Here is an 18,078-nt window from a genome sequence, read left to right as displayed (position 1 = left end):
CCATGTGGAACCCCAACCTGCCCCCGGTCAGCATCGATGATGCGCCTGATCGCCTCGGCGCCGGCAACCCCGAGCTGCAGGCGATGGTCGCCGAAGCCGCTTCCGGAGGCACCGCGCTGATGCTGATGCATGTGGACATCGATCACTTCGCCTCGGTCAATGAAAACATGAGCGCGGAGGTCGGTGACCAGGCCCTGGTGCTGGTCGCCCAGCGCCTGCAGTCCTACCTGCGCGGACGCGGCAAGCTGTGGCGGCATGGCAGCGACGAGTTCCTGATCGCCGTGCCGCGCACCGCCGATCTGCCACTGGCCGAGGATTTCGCCGAAGAGATCCGCCAGCAGATGGAGCTGCCCCTTTCGGTACTGCCCTATACGCTGTTCATGACCGGCAAGCTGGGCGTGAGCCTGTGCCCGGAGCATGCCAGCAGCGCCTCGCGCCTGCTGGACCATGCCGAGGACGCGCTGTACCAGGCCGCCCGCGAAGGTGGCAATGCGGTGCGCATCCATGCGGTGGACACGCCGCCGAGCGCGCACAGCGAGAGCATCATCGCGCGGCAGATTGTCGATGCGATTCCCAACGGCGAACTGAAGCTGCGCTACCAGCCGCTGGTCAGCGCCCGCGATGGCCACGTGGTGGGCATGGAGGCGCTGCTGCGCTGGCAGTCGCCCACCCTGGGCATGCTGGTGCCGGAGCGGTTCATGCGTACTGCCGAGCGCCTGGGCATCATCGTGCAGATCGGCACATGGGTGCTGGAAGGTGCCTTGAAGCAGGCCCGGCTGTGGCGCGACCAGGGCTTCGATGACTTCACCATCGCAGTGAATGTATCCACCCTGCAGCTGCTGCGGCCGAACTTCTTTGCCGAAGTGATGGGCGTGATCCAGGCGTCGGGCGTGCCGGCGCAGATGCTGACGCTGGAGATCAACGAAAGCGCGCTGACCAACAACGTCAACTTCGTCCACGAAACGCTGGCCAACCTGCGCAACGAAGGCATCAGCCTGAGCCTGGACAACTTCGGCACCGGCGATTCGAGCCTGAGTGCACTGGTGCGCTACCCGGTGGACAAGCTGAAGATCGACCGCAGCTTCATCAAGAGCGCGCCGGCCGGCAATCGTGAAGCGGCGATCGCCCGCGCGATCATCGCGATGGGCCACCAGCTGGGCATGACGGTGATCGCCAACGGCGTTGAATCGCAGGCGCAGCTGGGCTTCCTGCGCCGCAACGACTGCGACGTGTTCCAGGGCTACCTGTTCGGCGAGCCGATGTCGGCCGACGCCGCCGGCATGACCCTGCGCCGCCGTTACCTGCGACCGGAGGCGTTTGCCGAAACCCGGCCGGACCGCACCCTGCTGCTGCTGGACGACGAGGAGAACGTGCTGCGCTCGCTGGTGCGCCTGTTCCGCCGCGATGGGTACCGCATCCTGGCGGCAGGAAACGTGCGCGATGCGTTCGATCTGCTGGCCATCAACGACGTGCAGGTGATCCTGTCCGACCAGCGCATGAGCGACATGAGCGGCACCGAGTTTCTGGGCCGGGTGAAGATGCTGTACCCGGACACGATCCGTCTGGTGTTGTCCGGCTATACCGACCTGAACACGGTGACCGATGCGATCAACCGCGGTGCGATCTACCGGTTCCTGACCAAGCCATGGAACGACGACGAGCTGCGCAAGCACATCCACCAGGCGTTCCGCACGTACGAGGAACAGCGACGCAGCAACGGTGGGCCGGTTGCCGCCGAGCCGGCTGATGGTGGCGAGGATCGGTCACCGCTGCGCTGAACCTGCACACGGGTAGTGCCGGCCGCTGGCCGGCAGCTGCTGGGTAGCCGATTTCATCGGGTTGCCGGCCAGCGGCCGGCACTACCAGAGGCCTTTACCGTGGCTGCTTGATCGGCAGCACCAGGCGGAAGCGCGAGCCGACGCCTGGCGTGCTGTCCAGATCGATGCGGCCGTGGTGCTTGTTGATGATGCTGTAGGAGATCGACAGGCCCAGGCCGGTACCGCTGCCCACCGGCTTGGTGGTGAAGAACGGATCGAAGATGCGCTGGCGCAGTTCCGGCGAGATGCCGCCGCCAGTGTCTTCAAATTCCACCCACACCGTGTCGCCGTCCACGCCGGTACGCACGGTGATCGTGCCGCGCTCGGCGATGGCGTGACCGGCGTTGAGCAGCAGGTTCATGTAGACCTGGTTCAACTCCGACGGCAGGCATTCCACCAGCGGCAGCTGGCCGAACTCGCGCACCAGGTGCACCTTGTACTTGAGCTCGTTCCAGATGATGTTGATGGTCGATTCAAGGCCGGAATGCAGGTCGACCAGCTTCCACGACTCGTCGCGACCGGAATAGGAGAAGTCCTTCAGGTCGCGCACGATGCGGGTGACCCGCTCGATGCCTTCGCGTGATTCGGCCATCAGCTGCGGCAGGTCGCGGCTGATGAAATCGATGTCCAGGCGGTCACGGATATCGTCGATTTCCGGAATCAACGCCTTCGGGTCCGGCGCACGCAGAGCACGTTCGTAGGCCTCGATCACCGTGAACAGGCTGCGCAGGTATTCCTGCAGGCTGCCCAGGTTGGAATGCACGTAGCCGATCGGGTTGTTGATCTCGTGCGCCACGCCGGCGGCAAGCTGGCCGATGGAGGCCATCTTCTCCGACTGCAACAGTTTTTCCTGGGTGCCGTTCAAGCGCAGGTACGCCTGGCGCAGTTCGGCATGGCGCTGCTGCAGTTCGCGCTCGTAGTCTTCCTGGCCTTCGATATGGCGGAACAACGCCAGGTAGTGCCCCGAACCGGGCTCGCCATGGAAGTACAGATGGGCGATGACCACGCCCTCGCCCAGCGGCAGGCTGCCATTCCAGTGACCGTGCTGGCGCGCATGTTCGAGGGCATCCGGCGGCAGCAGTTCACGCAGGCGCTGCGGCGGCGGCAAGGCGCCTTCGTCGCTGCCCAGCAGGCTCTGTGCGGCCGGGTTGGCCAAGGCCACCTGTCCATCTTCGGTGAACAGCAGCAAGCCTTCGCGCAGGCGCTCAAGAAGGGCCTGCAGCACCGGTTGCGGCGGAAGGGGGGCGGTAACCAGAACGTTGGCAGCAGACACGGCGGCTCGGGGCGATCAAACAGGCGCCCAATATACGCGTTCATGCGGCGGCCGACAGCCGCCATCGGACGGTCAGCCGACCGCCGGCCTGTCAGGCGACGGCGAGTGGCCGCCGCGCGGTGACGGTGTGCGACTGGCCCTTGGCATCGTATGCCGAGGACTCTTCGGTGCGGCCCATCTGGCGCAGTGCCCAGTTGACCTCGCGCCGGCGCCGCGACAGCAGCACGCCGTTGGCGCGGTTGCGCTCGGCCAGTTCCTGCAGTTGCTCGCCCTCGCCCACCGGTGGCGCGCCTTCCAGCGCACGCAGCGCTTCCAGCTTCGCACCGGTGGCACGGATCAGTGCGTGCACGTCGTGCTCGACCAGGGCCTGGCGTTCAACGTCCAGGGCCTGGGCAAGGCGCTGCAGCGGCTCGCTCATCGCCGCGGTCATCCTTGCAGCTGCTGGTCCAGTTCAAGCATGCGCGAAGCGATCGCGTCCGGATTGATCTTGTAGGTGCCGTTCTGCAGCGATTCGCGCACTGCTGCAACACGCTGGGCGTCAATCGCCGGGGCGGTGCTCAGCTCACGCTCGATGGCCTGCAGGTTGGTGGCTTCGCCGGTCAGGCGCAGGCTGTCGGCCGCCTCGACCGGACGTGCCGCCGAATCGGTGCTCACGCCGGGCTTGGCGGCCGGGGTGGTCACGCTGCGCAGTGCCTGGGGGACCTGCAGGTTGCCGTCGATTTTCTGGCTCATGGGGTGTCCTGGAGTTGCCGTACACAAGGGATAACGGCCGCAGGGCCGTGATCTTTAGGGGAATTCTGCATTATTTCAACGCGCCACGATTACGTCACCGGCCGCGTCCACCGTGCCCTGCACGATACGGCGCGAGGACAGGTTTTCCACTGAGACGCGCTCGTTCTGCCCGGCATCGCCCAGTGCGCGCCCGGCGATGCGGACCTCGACCGAACCACGCCGCGATACCAGTGCCACATTGTCTCCACGCTTGATGAGACGCTGCGCCACCAGATCGTTGCTGGACAACAGGGTTCCCGCCGGCAACGGCCGACGGGCGATGCGGCCGATCGCTGCGGCAGGATCGGCCAGCACTGCGCCGGCAATCCGTGCCGCGTCACGCTGGGCGGTACTGATATCGGCGGCGGCGATGGATTCTCCAGTGCCAATGCCACGGGTCAACACCAGTACGGTCTGGTTGCGGCGCACCTTCACCGGCACGAACAGGCGCCAGCCTCCGGCGTCGGGGCAACTGACTTCCACGGTCGTATTGGCGGTGGGCTGCACCTGCAGTGCGCCGCCGCAGCGGGGAAGGCGCAGCGCATCGGCGACGACAGCCTCACCTTCGGTACCGGCGGCCAAGGTCGACAGTGCCGCGGCACGGATGCTGGCCACCGGCTGCCAGTCGGCCGCAGTTGCCCACGGCGCGGCCACGGCCAGCGCAATGGCAAGGAAAGAAGCAATGCGGCGCATGGCGCCTCCTGTCGGTAAGACCTGGCCCAGACGCGTGCAAGCTGCGTGCCACAGCCAGCGCACGGAAATCCCTGCGTGCCCGGCCCTGTACACTGGCCCTCAAGTTCCGCCCTGCCCGCGCCGATACAGCAGCCATGTCCCATGACCTGCTCAACCGGATCGACCAGCGAACCCGACTGGCCGGCCACAATCGCCTGGCGCTGCTGCTGTTCCGCCTCGGCGGACGTCAGCTTTTTGGCGTCAACGTCTTCAAGGTGCAGGAAGTGCTGCGCCGCCCGGAGCTGTTCCAGGTGCCCGGCCTGCCCGGCCAGTTTGCCGGCGTGGCCGATGTACGCGGCCGCTCGGTGCCGGTGCTGGACCTGGGCCTGGCCATCGGCCACCCCGAGCGCGAGCCGGATGCGGACACTGCACCGGGCTATCTGGTGGTGACCGAGTTCAACCGCTCGATCCAGGGCTTCCTGGTCAGCGGCGTGGAGCGCATCGTCAACATCGCGGTGGAAGACATCCACCCGCCGCCGGAACTAGGCGCCGAATCCAGCTACCTGACCGCGGTGACCCGCTTCCAGGGCGAGTTGATCCAGGTGATCGACGTGGAAAGCGTGCTGGCCGACATCGCCCAGGTGCGCGGTGAAGCGGTGCTCGACCCGGCCATGGCGATGCCCGCCGATGCCCCGCAGCTGCAGGTGCTGGTGGTGGATGATTCGCGGGTGGCGCGCCAGCAGATCCGCAGCGTGCTGGACCAGCTGGGGGTGGGTGCGACCCTGCTCTCGGACGGCAAGCAGGCGCTGGACCACCTGCTGCAGATCCATGCCTCGGGTGAAAATCCGGCCGATCGCTACGCCATGGTGATCTCGGACATCGAGATGCCGGCGATGGACGGCTATACGCTGACGACGGAAATCCGGCGGCATGCCGGCCTGTCCGGGCTGTACGTGCTGCTGCATACCTCCCTGTCGGGCGTATTCAACAATGCGATGGTCGAGCGCGTGGGTGCCAATGCCTTCGTCGCCAAGTATTCGCCGCACGAGCTGGCCGATTTCGTGCTGGACCGCCTGCGCAAGGTGGCGATGGCGGCGTAAGGCCGCCCGTGGGGTCGGACCCCCGAAGGGGCTCCGACCCCATACATCGCAATGCGTGACCCTCGGGGTCAGAGCCCCTGCGGGGATCTGACCCCACGCCTTTGGCACACCGCTTGCAGCTTCCCGGGCAATGTTCCCGTGGGAGTGCACCGTGCGCAACCTGATTACCGACTACCTGGGCGTCCATGCCCAGGCAATGCCGTTGCGCGAACAGCGCATGAAGCTGATCGCCAGCAACCTCGGCAATGCCGACACCCCCGGCTACAAGGCCCAGGACCTGGACTTCGATTCGGCCCTGCGCCACGCCCAAGGGCTGGATGCCAACGGCCTGATGACCACCACCAACGAGCAGCACTACGAAATCAGTAGTGGCCTCAATCCGTTCCAGGTGGCCCGCGAGGGCGTGCAGCCCAGCATCGACGGCAACACCGTCGACCCCGATGCCGAACGCGCCGCCTATGGCCGCGCTGCACTGGAATACCGCGCTTCGCTGAGCTTCGTCGAAAGCAAGGTGCGTTCCATGCTCACCGCGATCACGGGGCAATAAGCCATGAGCAACCTCCCGATCTTCGACATCGCCGGTTCCGCACTGCAGGCGCAGTCGGTGCGCATGAGCACCATCGCCTCCAACCTGTCCAACGCTGACAGCATCGCCGGCTCCGCCGACGCGGTGTACAAGCCGCTGGAACCGATCTTCCAGGCGGTCACCAGCAAGACCGATCCGAACATCACCTCGGTGCAGGTCAAGGAAATCACCCAGAGCAACGCGGCGCCGATCAAGCGCTACGAGCCGGGCCATCCGCTGGCCGACGGCGATGGCTACATCTACCAGCCCGACGTCGATCCGGTGGCGCAGATGGTCAACCTGATCTCGACCTCGCGCAATTACCAGGCCGGCGTGGAGATGTTGACCACCGCCAAGGAACTGGCCCTGGCCACCCTGACCATGGGCCGCTGAGGCCCGCTGCACCGGACACCGTCATGACCACTGCCGTCAACAACCAGAGCAACCAGGACGTCTACACCGCCCTGGGCCTGAACGCCCCCAACAGCAACGCCACCAAGAAAAAGAACACGTTGGACCAGGCCGACTTCCTGCGCCTGATGACCGAACAGCTGCAGCACCAGGATCCGCTGAAGCCGATGGACAACACGCAGATGGTCTCGCAGATGGCGCAGATGTCGACCGTGCAGGGCATCACCGATCTGAACAAGTCGGTGAAGGGCTTCCAGGAGTCGATGGCCAGCGACCAGGTGCTGCGTGGCGCGGCGCTGGTCGGCCACCAGGTGCTGGTGCCATCGGAAAAGCTGGTGCTGGAGAAGGAAGGTTCGGTGGAAGGCACGGTTGCCGCACCTGCCGCCGGCATCGTCACCGTGGACGTCACCGACGCCAACGGCGCCAAGGTCACCTCGATCAGCGTTGAAGCCAAGGCTGCCGGCGAGACCGCGTTCACCTGGGACGGCAAGGATGCCAACGGCAAGCGCATGGAGCCGGGCAAGTACAACATCGTCGCCAACCACGTCGACACCACCGGCAAGAGCACCAAGCTTTCAACCTTCGTGCAGGCACCGGTGGAAAGCGTGACCGTCGGTTCCGACGGCCTCTACCTGAATCTCAAGGGCCTGGGCACGGCCCCTCTCGACTACGTGCTCCGCGTCAGCTGAGCCGCACCCACCGCATCCAACAGGAGCATCCCATGGGCTTCAACATTTCCCTGTCCGGCATCAACGCTGCCAACTCGGACCTTAGTGTCACCGCCAACAACGTGGCCAACGTCAACACCACCGGCTTCAAGCAGTCGCGTGCGGAATTTGCCGACCTGTTCGCCGCCACCAGCTATGGCCTGTCCAAGAACGCGATCGGTTCGGGCGTGCGTGTCTCCAACGTGGCCCAGCAGTTCATCCAGGGCAACAACGAGCAGACCGGCCGCAGCCTGGACATGGCCATTTCCGGTGAGGGCTTCTTCACCATGAACATGAACGGTGCACGCGTTTACTCGCGCGCGGGCAACTTCCAGACCGACGCCGCCGGCTACGTGGTCAACCCGCAGGGCGCACGCCTGCAGGTGCTGGCACCGAACGCCGACGGCACCAACTTCGATGCTGGCCGCCTGGTCGATCTGCAGCTGCTGACCACCGACAGCCCGCCCAAGCAGACCAGTGAAGTCAAGGTCGGCTTCACCCTGCCGGGCAATGCCAAGCAGCCGACGGTGACCACCTTCGACCCCACCAATTCCAACAGCTACAGCCACTCCAGCGGCGGCATCACCGTGTATGACTCGCTGGGCGTCAGCCATACCCAGGTGTCCTACTTCGTCAAGGAAGCGGCCACCAACGCGTGGACGGTGCACAACTACGTCGATGGCCAGCCGGCCGGCGCGCCGACCCCGCTGACCTTCGACAACGCCGGCAAGCTGACCGCACCGGCCAACGGCAGGATCAGCCTGGGCACCTTCACCCCGACCACCGGCGCTGGCGTGCTGAACATGACGCTGGATGTGAGCGGCTCGACCCAGTACGGCGAGAAGTTCGCCCTGCGCAACACCCAGCAGGATGGCTACGCCGCCGGCAAGCTCAACGAGATCACCGTTTCCGAAACCGGCGTGGTGTTCGCCCGCTATTCCAACGGCGACGACAAGCCGCTGGGCCAGGTGGCGCTGACCAGCTTCAACAATCCGCAGGGCCTGGAACAGAAGGGCAACAACCTGTGGGTGGAGACCTTCGATTCGGGCACGCCGCGCACCGGCGCCGCCGACACCTCCAACCTCGGCAAGATCCAGGCCGGTTCGCTCGAGTCCTCCACCGTCGACCTGACCGAACAGCTGGTCAACATGATCACCGCGCAGCGCAACTTCCAGGCCAACGCGCAGATGATCACGACCCAGGACCAGATCACCCAGACCGTCATCAACATCCGTTGATGACCTGCTGACCCTGTCACGGAACTCCCCGCATGGATAAAGCCCTTTACGTGGCGATGACCGGTGCCCGCGCCTCCCTGCAGGCGCAGGGAACGCTCAGCCACAACCTCGCCAACTCGGACACTCCCGGCTTCAAGGAAGCGCTGGCCAATACCGAAGCCTTCCCGATCCGTGGCCCGGGCTTTGCCTCGCGGGTGGATGCACTGCACGTCGATGCGGGCTTCAACCGCACGGCCGGCGCGCAGCACATCACCGGCAAGCCGCTGGACCTGTCATTGCAGACCGGCACCTGGCTGGCCGTGCAGTCCCCCGATGGCAGCGAGGCATACACCCGCGGTGCCGCGCTGTCGGTGACTCCGAACGGCCAGCTGGTGACCTCCAGCGGCCGTCCGGTGCTGGACGACAACAACAACCCGATCGCGATCCCGCCCTACCAGGCGATGGAGATCGGCAACGACGGCACGATCTCGATCATCCCGCAGGGCGAAGGCCCGCAGACGATGGCGATGATCGGCCGGATCAAGGTGGTGCAGGCGCCGGATGAGCGCCTCGAACGCGGCCTGGATGGCCTGTTCCGCAATACCGATCCGCTGCAGCCGTTCGCCCAGGCGCAGGGCACGGCGGTGCACAGCGGCCAGCTGGAAGGCAGCAACGTCGATGCCGCCGGCGCGCTGGTACAGATGATCCAACTGCAGCGCCAGTACGAAATGCAGGTGCAGGTGATCAAGCACGGCGATGACAACGCGCGCAGCGCCAACAGCCTGTTGCGCCTGGGCAGCTGACGGAATCCCGGCACCGGCCTGCGCCGGTGCTGGCACGCCGCTTGCACTCCCTACCCCATGGGCCGCATCGCGCGGCCGGCTTCACCCAGACAGGACTCCGAAGATGAACCAGGCATTGTGGATCGCGAAAACCGGACTGGATGCGCAGCAGATGCGCATGTCGGTGGTTTCCAACAACCTCGCCAACACCAACACCACCGGCTTCAAGCAGGACCGCGCCAGCTTCGAGGACCTGCTGTACCAGCAGGTGCGCCAGCCCGGCGGTTCGTCTTCGGCACAGACCCAGTTGCCCACCGGCCTGCAGATCGGCACCGGCGTGCGCGTGGTGGCCACCGCCAAGAACTTCGAACAGGGCAGCCAGCAGCAGACCGGCCGCGCGCTTGACGTGATGGTCAACGGCCGCGGCTTCTTCGAAGTGCAGATGCCCGACGGCAGCTCGGCCTACACCCGCGACGGCTCGTTCAAGATCAACCAGGACAGCGAGCTGGTCACCAACAGTGGCTACCCGGTGCAGCCGGGCATCCAGATTCCCGAAGGCGCGCAGTCGGTGACCATCGGTACCGACGGCACCATCAGCGTGAAGATGGCTGACGGTGCGGCATCGGTGGAAGTCGGTGCGCTGACCCTCACCGACTTCGTCAATCCGGCGGGCCTGCAGGCACGCGGTGAAAACCTGTTCCTGGAAACCACCGCGTCGGGCCCGGCACAGAACGGCAACCCCGGTCTGAACGGCCTCGGCACCGTGGTGCAGGGGGCGCTGGAAGGCAGCAACGTCAACGTGGTGGAAGAGCTGGTGTCGATGATCGAAACCCAGCGCGCCTACGAAATGAACGCCAAGGCGATCTCGACCACCGACTCGATGCTCGGCTACCTCAGCAACAAGCTCTGACCGCCCTCACCGGGAAACTGCCATGTCGCCCCTTTCTTCCTTCGCCCGTACTGCCCTCGCCTGCGCCGTGGCTGCCCTGCTCGGTGGCTGCGTGATCGCTGGCGACGTGCGCCCCTATCCGACGATGGCGCCGTTGCAGCCGATCATGCCGCCGCAGGCCGAGCCGACCGCAGGCGCGATCTACGCCGCCGGCCCGACCCTGCAGCTGTACTCGGACCGCCGTGCGCGCGATGTCGGCGACCTGCTGACCATCACCCTGCTGGAAAACACCACCGCGCAGACCAGCGCCAACACCGCCACCAACAAGGAATCGAACCTGAGCCTCGGTACGCCGTCGATTCTCGGCGCACCGGTCACCCTGGGCGGCAAGGACATCCTGAGTGCGACGGCCAAGGGCGCGCGTGATTTCACCGGCAAGGGCAACAGCGCGCAGAGCAACCGCCTGCAGGGCAACGTGACCGTGACCGTGGTGCAGCGCCTGCCCAACGGCAACCTGGTGGTGCAGGGGCAGAAGAACCTGCGGCTAAACCAGGGTGATGAGCTGGTGCAGGTACAGGGCATCGTGCGCCCCGGCGACATCAGCGCGGACAACACCGTGCCCTCCAGCCGCGTGGCTGAAGCGCGCATCGTCTATGGCGGCCGCGGCCCTGTCGCGCAGTCCAACGCGATGGGTTGGCTGAGCCGCTTCTTCAACTCCGGCCTGACGCCGTTCTGAGTATGGCCATGAAACTCTTCTTCTCTTCTACGTGGCAGCGACGCATGGCGTCGCTCTACGGATCATTCTTCCTCCTTCTGGCAATCGCTGCGCCCGCCAGCGCCGAGCGCATCAAGGACCTGGCCCAGGTGGGTGGCGTGCGTGGCAATGCGCTGGTGGGCTACGGCCTGGTGGTCGGCCTGGATGGCAGCGGTGACCGCACCAGCCAGGCGCCCTTTACCGTGCAGAGCCTGAAGAACCTGCTGGGCGAGCTCGGCGTCAACGTGCCGGCCAACGTCAACCCGCAGCTGAAGAACGTTGCCGCCGTGGCGATCCATGCCGAGCTGCCGCCGTTCGCCAAGCCCGGCCAGCCGATCGACATCACTGTTTCCTCCATCGGCAACGCCGTGTCGCTGCGTGGTGGCTCGCTGCTGATGGCGCCGTTGCGCGGTGCCGATGGCCAGGTCTATGCGATTGCTCAGGGCAACCTGATCGTCGGCGGCTTTGGCGCGCAGGGCAAGGATGGTTCGCGCGTCTCGGTGAACGTGCCCAGCGTCGGCCGCATTCCCAACGGTGCGACCGTTGAACGCGCCCTGCCCGATGTATTCGGTGCCAGCGGCGAGATCACCCTGAACCTGCACAACAGCGACTTCACCACCATCTCGCGGATGGTGGGTGCACTCAACAATGCCTTTGGCGAGGGCTCGGCCCGCGCGGTGGACGGTGGCACGGTTGCTGTGCGTGCGCCGACCGATGCCGGTGCGCGCATCGGCCTGCTGGCCCGTATCGAAAACCTGGAACTGACCCCGGGTGCTGCGCCGGCCAAGGTGGTGGTCAACTCGCGTACCGGCACCGTGGTCATCGGCCAGCAGGTACGGGTCGGCCCGGCCGCGATCTCGCATGGTTCGTTGACGGTGACCATCCAGGAAAACACCAACGTCAGCCAGCCCAACGCCTTTGCCGGTGGCCAGACCGTGGCCACGCCGCAGTCCACCATTACCGCCACCAACGATGGCAGCCGCATGTTCAAGTTCAATGGCGGCACCACCCTGGACGAGATCGTGCATGCGGTGAATGCCGTTGGCGCGGCACCGGGTGACCTGATCGCGATCCTGGAAGCACTGAAGCAGGCCGGCGCCCTGAGCGCCGAGCTCGAGGTGATCTGACATGCGCATCACTCCCGCATTCGAATTGAGCCCCGCACAGCAGAACGATCCGGCGAAGATCGACAAGGTCGCGCGCCAGCTTGAAGGCCAGTTCGCGCAGATGCTGGTCAAGAGCATGCGTGATGCCAGCTTCGGCGATTCGCTGTTCCCGGGCGAGAACAAGATGTTCCGGGAGATGTACGACCAGAAGATCGCCGAGGCGATGACCCGCGGCAAGGGTCTGGGCCTGTCGAGCATGATCACCCGCCAGTTGTCCGGCGCGCAGGCCGATGGCCCGGCACTGGATACCCGGGTGGATCCGGCCAAGGCCAGCCGCGCCTACCAGCTCAATGCGCCGGCGGCGCCGTCGCTGCCGCTGCAGGATGCCGGCCAGGCCGTGCGCATGCTGCAGCAGATGGCGGCCGGTGTGCAGGAGGGCGCGCAGTCTTCGGTCGCACCGATGGAGCAGGCGCTGGACCTGATCGCGGGCCGGGAAAGCAGCAGCATGCACCGTTCGCTGGGCACCGACGATCCCTATGCCGGCGCCATCGGCGGTGCCGATTGGGCCGCTGCCAGCGACCAGTGGGCACCGACCGCCAGCAACCGCGGCAGCAGCGGCACCCCGGCCGATGCACTGGCCACCCGCACCGCCGTCGCCCAGCTGGGCGCGCACACACCCGAAGGCTTCGTCGCCAGTATCTGGCAGCACGCGCAGAGCGCGGCCAAGGAACTGGGCGTGGACGCCCGCGCCCTGGTTGCGCAGGCAGCGCTGGAAACCGGCTGGGGCAAGCGCCAGATCAAGCATGCCGACGGCAGCACCTCGCACAACCTGTTCGGCATCAAGGCCACCGGCTGGAAGGGCCAGAGCGCTACCGCCGGCACCCATGAGTATGTCGATGGCGTGCGCCGCAACGAGACCGCCAGCTTCCGCGCCTACACCTCGCCCGCGGAGAGCTTTGCCGACTACGTGCGCCTGCTGAAGACCAGCCCGCGCTACCAGCAGGCGCTGCAGGCCGGCACCGATGTGCAGGGCTTCGCGCGCGGCCTGCAACGCGCCGGCTATGCCACCGATCCGCGCTACGCGGCCAAGATCGCCGCGATCGCCGGCGGCCCGACCATCGAGCGCGCCGTGGCCGCCGTGGCCGACGCCGGCTCACGCATCGGTCAGACCTTCGCCAGCACCGCAACCGCGGCGCTGGGTATCACTCGTCGTTGAGGAACCCCATGTCCAGCGTACTTTCCACCGGTACCAGTGCCCTGCTCGCCTTCCAGCGTGCGTTGGCCACCACCAGCCACAACGTGGCCAACCTCAACACGCCCGGCTACAGCCGGCAGAAGGTCGACTTCGCCACTGCCACCCCGCAGAACTATGGCTACGGCGACGTTGGCAACGGCACCCGCATCGTCGACATCCGCCGCGCGGCCGACCAGCTGGCGATCTCGCGCCTGCTCGACAGCGGCGGCGAGCTGGCGCGCCTGAAGCAGCTCTCGGGCATGGCCGACCGGGTCAATGCGCTGTTCTCCGACGCAGCCACCAACGTGGCCGGGGTCTGGTCGAATTTCTTCGACACCGTCAGCGGCCTGTCCTCCAACGCGGCCGGCACTGCCGACCGGCAGAACATGCTTGATGGTGGCAAGGCGCTGGCCAACCGCTTCAGCCAGCTCAACACCCACCTGAACAACCTCAATGGCGAGGTCAACAACGGGTTGATGGCCGGTGCCACCGAGGTCAACCGGCTGGCGTCGGAGATCGCGCAGATCAACGGCGCGATCGGCACCAACATCGCCAACGCCGCGCCCGACCTGCTCGATCGCCGCGACCAGTTGATCTCGCAGCTGGTGGGCTACACCGGCGGCACGGCGGTGATCCAGGACGGCGGCATCATGAACGTCTACACCGCCGGCGGCCAGGCGCTGGTGGTGGGCACCACTGCATCGAAGGTCACCACGGTGGCCGACCCGTACCAGCCCGAGCGCCTGCAGCTCGCACTGCAGACCCAGGGCGGCACCATTACCCTGGACCCGAAGGCCGTGGGCGGCCAGATCGGTGGCCTGCTCGAGTTCCGCGACACCGTGCTGACCCCGGCCCAGGCCGAACTGGGCAAACTGGCTGTCGGCCTGGCCGAGACGTTCAACAGCACCCATCGCCAGGGCATCGATCTGTACGGCAAGATGGGCGGCGACTTCTTCAACATCGGCACGCCGCGTGTCACCGGCAATGCCAGCAACACCGGCACCGGCTCGATCAGCGCCAGCTATGGCGACCTTGGCAAACTGGAAGCGCAGAACATCGTCCTGAAGTTCGATGGCAGCAACTGGACCGCCAGCCGCGCCGACACCGGTGCGAGCGTTCCGCTGACCGGCACCGGCACTGCCGCCGACCCGTTGCTCATCAACGGCGTGAAGCTGGTGGTCGGTGGTACCCCGGCGGCCAACGATCGCTTCCTGCTGCAGCCGACGGCCGGCGTGGCCGGCAGCCTGGAGATGGCGATCACCGATCCGTCGCGCATTGCCGCGGCCGCCGCGATCAAAGGCGCTGCGGCACTGGCCAACACCGGTACCGGCAAGCTGAGCGGCGTGACCGTGACCGACTCGGCCAACGCCAACCTGCGCAATCCTGCTGCGATCGTGTTCACCTCGGCCACCACCTACACCATCGATGGTGGCCCGCCGCAGACCTATACTCCTGGCCAGACCATCAGCGCCAACGGCTGGAGCTTCGTGCTGGATGGCGTGCCGAAGAACGGCGACACCTTCAACATCACCCCGACCCCGGCCGGCTCGTCGGACAACAGCAATGCCACCAAGCTGTCCAAGGTGGAATCTGCCAAGGCGTTCAACGCCGGCACGGTAACGCTGGGCGGCGCGTTGGGCGGGCTGACCACCCAGGTCGGCGCTGCGGCGCGTTCGGCGGAATATTCGCTGGGGGCGCAGCAGGTGATCGCCGACCAGGCGCAGGCCGCGCGTGACGAAGTCTCCGGCGTCAACCTGGATGAGGAAGCGGCTGACATGCTTCGCCTGCAGCAGGCCTACCAGGCCGCCTCGCAGCTGATCTCCACCGCCGACTCGATGTTCCAGACCATTCTGGGAGCCGTGCGCCGATGAGCAACCGCATCTCCACCGGAATGATGTACAGCCAGTCGGTGGCGCTGATGATGGCCAAGCAGGCCAAGCTCAGCCATCTGGAACAGCAGATCGCCACCGGCAGCAAGATCGTCAGCGCCAAGGACGATCCGGTCGCCGCAGGTGCCGCGGTTGGCCTGGACCGCAGCCTGGCCGCCCTGGAACGCATGAAGCTAAACGGCAACAACGTGCAGAACCGCCTGGGCGTGCAGGAAAACACCCTCGCCCAGGTCAACGACCTGATGGCACGCGTCAACGATCTGACCATCCAGGCCAGCAATCCCGCCTTGAGTGCGCCTGACAAGAAGACCCTGATCACCGAGTTGAACCAGATCCGCGACGGTCTGCTGTCGCTGGCCAACAGCAGCGATGGCACCGGCCGCTACGTGTTCGGTGGTACCAACGACAGCGATCCGCCGTTCGCCAAGATTGACGGCAAAGTTGTCTATCGCGGCGACCAGACCCAGCGCCAGGTCGAAGTCGGCCCGGACACCTACGTGCGCGATGCCCTGCCCGGCAGTGAGATCTTCCTGCGCATTCCCACCGGCGATGGCTTCGTCGATGGCAGCGCAGCGGCAGGCAACACCGGCAACGGCGTGCTGACCAACATCACCCGCGACGGCAGCGACAGCTGGAACGGGCAATCGTTCAGTGTGCGCTTCACGGCCGCCAACCAGTACGAAGTACTGGACGGTGCCGGCAACGTGACCAGCACCGGCACCTACAAGGCCGGCAGCGAACTGGAGATCAATGGCGTTCGCCTGCAGATCGCGGGCACGCCAGCGACTGGGGACAGCTTCAACGTACAGGCCGCCAGCAGCCGCGACATCTTCGGCACCATGGACAAGCTGATCGCCGCCCTTGACGCCGATACGGGTACGCCGGCGAAGATGGCCGCGCAGCAGAACGAGCTGCAGAGCGCATTGCGTGATGTCGGCCGCGCTGCGGAACGGATGATCGATTCCCGCGCTGCCGGTGGCGCGCAGCTGAAGGCGCTGGACAATGCGGCGGAGATGCGCGAGGCCAATGGCGTAACGCTGAAGACCACGCTGTCGCAGATGCGCGACCTGGACTACGCCGATGCGTTGAGCCAGTACCAGCTGGAAAGCACCGCATTGCAGGCGGCACAGACACTGTTCTCGCAGATGCAGTCGATGTCACTGTTCAACAAGATCCGCTGATTCCACGCGCCAGCGTTGGAGCCCAAGGCCGCGATGCCCTGCATCGCGGCCTTTTTCGTTTCTGCGGTCATGTACCGCTGCGCTCGCCGGGCACGGCCCAGCGTTACCAAAGGGTTGGCCCTGGTAGCGCCGGGCCATGCCCGGTGGATGTTCCGGGATCGCCCATCAAGCCCAGCCGGCCCCCGCCGATACCTTCATCTGCGTGGGTTGGTCGTGCCTGGCCGCCCCTTCCAGGGTTCACCCCGCTCCTTCCGGGCCAGCGGAAATCCAGGGAAAAACAGCTTTCAGCGACGAAATTCGGCTGCAACGAAATTCCCGGCTAAAGGTTGTTGACAAAGCGCCGTTATTCATTTGGCAACGGCGAAGCACACAGCCAAACAAAAAAATCAGGCGGCGCTTCGTTTCTTTCACCAACGGGTTCCACATAAGAGGAGACGACCCCATGGCACAGGTAATCAACACCAATACGATGTCGCTCAACGCTCAGCGCAACCTGAGCACCAGCGGCAGCTCGCTCGCTACCACCATCCAGCGCCTCTCGTCCGGCCTGCGCATCAACAGCGCGAAGGACGACGCCGCCGGTCTGGCCATCAGCGAGCGCTTCACCACCCAGATCCGTGGTCTGGACGTGGCCATCCGCAACGCCAACGACGGCATCTCGCTGGCCCAGGTCGCCGAGGGTTCGCTGAACGAAGTCGGCAACAACCTGCAGCGCATCCGCGAACTGGGCGTGCAGGCCTCCAACGCCACCAACTCGGCCAGCGACCGCAAGGCGCTGCAGGCTGAAGTGACCCAGCTGGTCAGCGAGATCGACCGCGTCGCCAAGCAGGCCGACTTCAACGGCACCAAGCTGCTGGACGGTTCGTTCACCAGCCAGCTGTTCCAGGTGGGCGCCAATGCCGGCCAGGCCATCGCCATCAACAGCGTGGTCAACGCCAAGGCCGATTCGCTGGGCGCGGCCAACTTCGCCAACGGCTACACCGGCACCGCACTGGCTGTCGACAAGGCGACCGCCGATACCACCTACTCCGGCCTGCAGATCTCGGTGACCCCGCCGGGCGGCACCGCCACCACGGTCACCGTCAGCGACTTCACCGTGAAGGCCGGCGAGTCGATCACCTCGGCCACCGCTGCTGCGATCAACAACAAGCTGGGCGAAACCGGCGTGGTTGCCTCCGTCAACGCCGGCGTGGTCAGCCTGGCGTCGGTCAAGGACGGCCAGACCTTCACCCTGGGCGTCAGCGCGGCCACCCCGCCGGCCGGCGTCACCGCCGCCACCATCGCCGGCCTGGGCCTGACCGAGACCAGCACCAACGGCGGCACGCTGACCGGCGCAACGGCCAGCTTCGTCAAGGACCTGAACGTCACCACGGCCGAGGGCGCGCAGAAGGCGATGTCGATCGTCGACAAGGCCCTCGAATCGGTCAACAGCGTGCGCGCCGACCTCGGCGCGATCCAGAACCGCTTCACCTCGGTGGTCGCCAACCTGCAGACCTCCTCGGAGAATCTGTCCGCATCGCGCAGCCGCATCCGCGATACCGACTTCGCCAAGGAAACCGCCGAGCTGACCCGCACCCAGATCCTGCAGCAGGCCGGTACGGCCATGCTGGCCCAGGCCAACCAGGTACCGCAGAACGTGCTCAGCCTGTTGCAGCGCTGACATGAGCCGCCCCCGGGGCACGTCGGGGGCGTCTAACCCAACTCACGTGC

General features: G+C 66.1%; 18 protein-coding genes. 14 read left to right on the top strand and 4 right to left on the bottom strand.

Annotation, left to right across the window (positions count from 1 at the left end; translation table 11 throughout):
- The first annotated feature begins 2 nt into the window (after positions 1–2).
- Positions 3–1,778, top strand: a complete 1,776-nt coding sequence (locus CR156_RS08465; protein WP_089241062.1) for an EAL domain-containing protein — start codon at positions 3–5, stop codon at positions 1,776–1,778.
- A gap of 94 nt (positions 1,779–1,872) precedes the next feature.
- Here CR156_RS08465 and CR156_RS08460 read toward each other — a convergent pair whose 3' ends face one another.
- The 4 genes from CR156_RS08460 to flgA all read right to left on the bottom strand — a co-directional run bounded on the left by CR156_RS08460 (position 1,873) and on the right by flgA (position 4,554).
- Positions 1,873–3,090: an ATP-binding protein gene (locus CR156_RS08460; protein WP_099818410.1), complete on the bottom strand. Its 1,218-nt coding sequence runs from the start codon at positions 3,088–3,090 to the stop codon at positions 1,873–1,875.
- A 91-nt stretch (positions 3,091–3,181) separates the two neighbouring features.
- Positions 3,182–3,520: a flagella protein gene (locus CR156_RS08455; RefSeq protein ID WP_025879114.1), complete on the bottom strand. Its 339-nt coding sequence runs from the start codon at positions 3,518–3,520 to the stop codon at positions 3,182–3,184.
- Entirely contained in the window at positions 3,517–3,822 is a 306-nt protein-coding gene (flgM, locus tag CR156_RS08450) for a flagellar biosynthesis anti-sigma factor FlgM (RefSeq protein WP_025879113.1), read from the bottom strand. The genes CR156_RS08455 and flgM overlap by 4 nt, the downstream gene beginning before the upstream one ends.
- A 75-nt stretch (positions 3,823–3,897) precedes the next feature.
- The gene (gene flgA / locus CR156_RS08445; protein ID WP_100552489.1) at positions 3,898–4,554 is read right to left on the bottom strand and encodes a flagellar basal body P-ring formation chaperone FlgA; all 657 of its coding nucleotides are present in this window, start codon (positions 4,552–4,554) and stop codon (positions 3,898–3,900) included.
- 134 nt (positions 4,555–4,688) lie between these two features.
- On the opposite strand from flgA, the gene CR156_RS08440 reads away from it, so the two are divergent.
- The 13 genes from CR156_RS08440 to CR156_RS08380 all read left to right on the top strand — a co-directional run bounded on the left by CR156_RS08440 (position 4,689) and on the right by CR156_RS08380 (position 18,028).
- Positions 4,689–5,633 (top strand): chemotaxis protein, encoded by a 945-nt coding sequence (locus CR156_RS08440; protein WP_089241055.1) that lies wholly within the window; start codon positions 4,689–4,691, stop codon positions 5,631–5,633.
- Positions 5,634–5,784: 151 nt separating this feature from the next.
- On the top strand, positions 5,785–6,180 hold the full coding sequence (flgB, locus tag CR156_RS08435) for a flagellar basal body rod protein FlgB (RefSeq protein ID WP_089241053.1): 396 nt from the start codon (positions 5,785–5,787) through the stop codon (positions 6,178–6,180).
- Positions 6,181–6,183: 3 nt separating this feature from the next.
- On the top strand, positions 6,184–6,591 hold the full coding sequence (flgC, locus tag CR156_RS08430; protein ID WP_025879109.1) for a flagellar basal body rod protein FlgC: 408 nt from the start codon (positions 6,184–6,186) through the stop codon (positions 6,589–6,591).
- 23 nt (positions 6,592–6,614) lie between these two features.
- Complete coding sequence (locus tag CR156_RS08425) at positions 6,615–7,298, top strand: flagellar hook assembly protein FlgD (RefSeq protein ID WP_100552488.1); 684 nt, start codon at positions 6,615–6,617, stop codon at positions 7,296–7,298.
- A 32-nt stretch (positions 7,299–7,330) separates the two neighbouring features.
- Positions 7,331–8,554 (top strand): flagellar hook protein FlgE, encoded by a 1,224-nt coding sequence (flgE, locus tag CR156_RS08420; RefSeq protein WP_100552487.1) that lies wholly within the window; start codon positions 7,331–7,333, stop codon positions 8,552–8,554.
- A gap of 32 nt (positions 8,555–8,586) precedes the next feature.
- A complete protein-coding gene (locus tag CR156_RS08415; protein WP_089241045.1) occupies positions 8,587–9,336 on the top strand; it encodes a flagellar basal body rod protein FlgF in 750 nt (249 codons plus the stop codon).
- A 103-nt stretch (positions 9,337–9,439) separates the two neighbouring features.
- Positions 9,440–10,225: a flagellar basal-body rod protein FlgG gene (gene flgG / locus CR156_RS08410; protein ID WP_025879105.1), complete on the top strand. Its 786-nt coding sequence runs from the start codon at positions 9,440–9,442 to the stop codon at positions 10,223–10,225.
- Between the two features lie 22 nt (positions 10,226–10,247).
- Positions 10,248–10,940 carry a flagellar basal body L-ring protein FlgH gene (gene flgH / locus CR156_RS08405; RefSeq protein ID WP_025879104.1) on the top strand — a complete coding sequence of 231 codons (693 nt, stop codon included), beginning with the start codon at positions 10,248–10,250 and terminating at the stop codon, positions 10,938–10,940.
- 2 nt (positions 10,941–10,942) lie between these two features.
- The gene (locus CR156_RS08400; RefSeq protein ID WP_100552486.1) at positions 10,943–12,085 is read left to right on the top strand and encodes a flagellar basal body P-ring protein FlgI; all 1,143 of its coding nucleotides are present in this window, start codon (positions 10,943–10,945) and stop codon (positions 12,083–12,085) included.
- A 1-nt stretch (position 12,086) separates the two neighbouring features.
- On the top strand, positions 12,087–13,280 hold the full coding sequence (gene flgJ / locus CR156_RS08395; protein ID WP_100552485.1) for a flagellar assembly peptidoglycan hydrolase FlgJ: 1,194 nt from the start codon (positions 12,087–12,089) through the stop codon (positions 13,278–13,280).
- Between the two features lie 8 nt (positions 13,281–13,288).
- Positions 13,289–15,169 carry a flagellar hook-associated protein FlgK gene (gene flgK, locus CR156_RS08390; RefSeq protein WP_100552484.1) on the top strand — a complete coding sequence of 627 codons (1,881 nt, stop codon included), beginning with the start codon at positions 13,289–13,291 and terminating at the stop codon, positions 15,167–15,169.
- Positions 15,166–16,368, top strand: a complete 1,203-nt coding sequence (gene flgL / locus CR156_RS08385; RefSeq protein ID WP_100552483.1) for a flagellar hook-associated protein FlgL — start codon at positions 15,166–15,168, stop codon at positions 16,366–16,368. Before flgK ends, flgL begins: the two co-directional genes overlap by 4 nt.
- A 442-nt stretch (positions 16,369–16,810) precedes the next feature.
- On the top strand, positions 16,811–18,028 hold the full coding sequence (locus CR156_RS08380; protein ID WP_100552482.1) for a flagellin: 1,218 nt from the start codon (positions 16,811–16,813) through the stop codon (positions 18,026–18,028).
- The last annotated feature ends 50 nt before the right edge of the window (positions 18,029–18,078 follow it).

This window comes from Stenotrophomonas lactitubi, from assembly GCF_002803515.1.
Lineage (GTDB): Bacteria > Pseudomonadota > Gammaproteobacteria > Xanthomonadales > Xanthomonadaceae > Stenotrophomonas > Stenotrophomonas lactitubi.
Note: the sequence above shows the minus strand (reverse complement) of the source record. Positions and strands in the feature narration are given on the sequence as shown.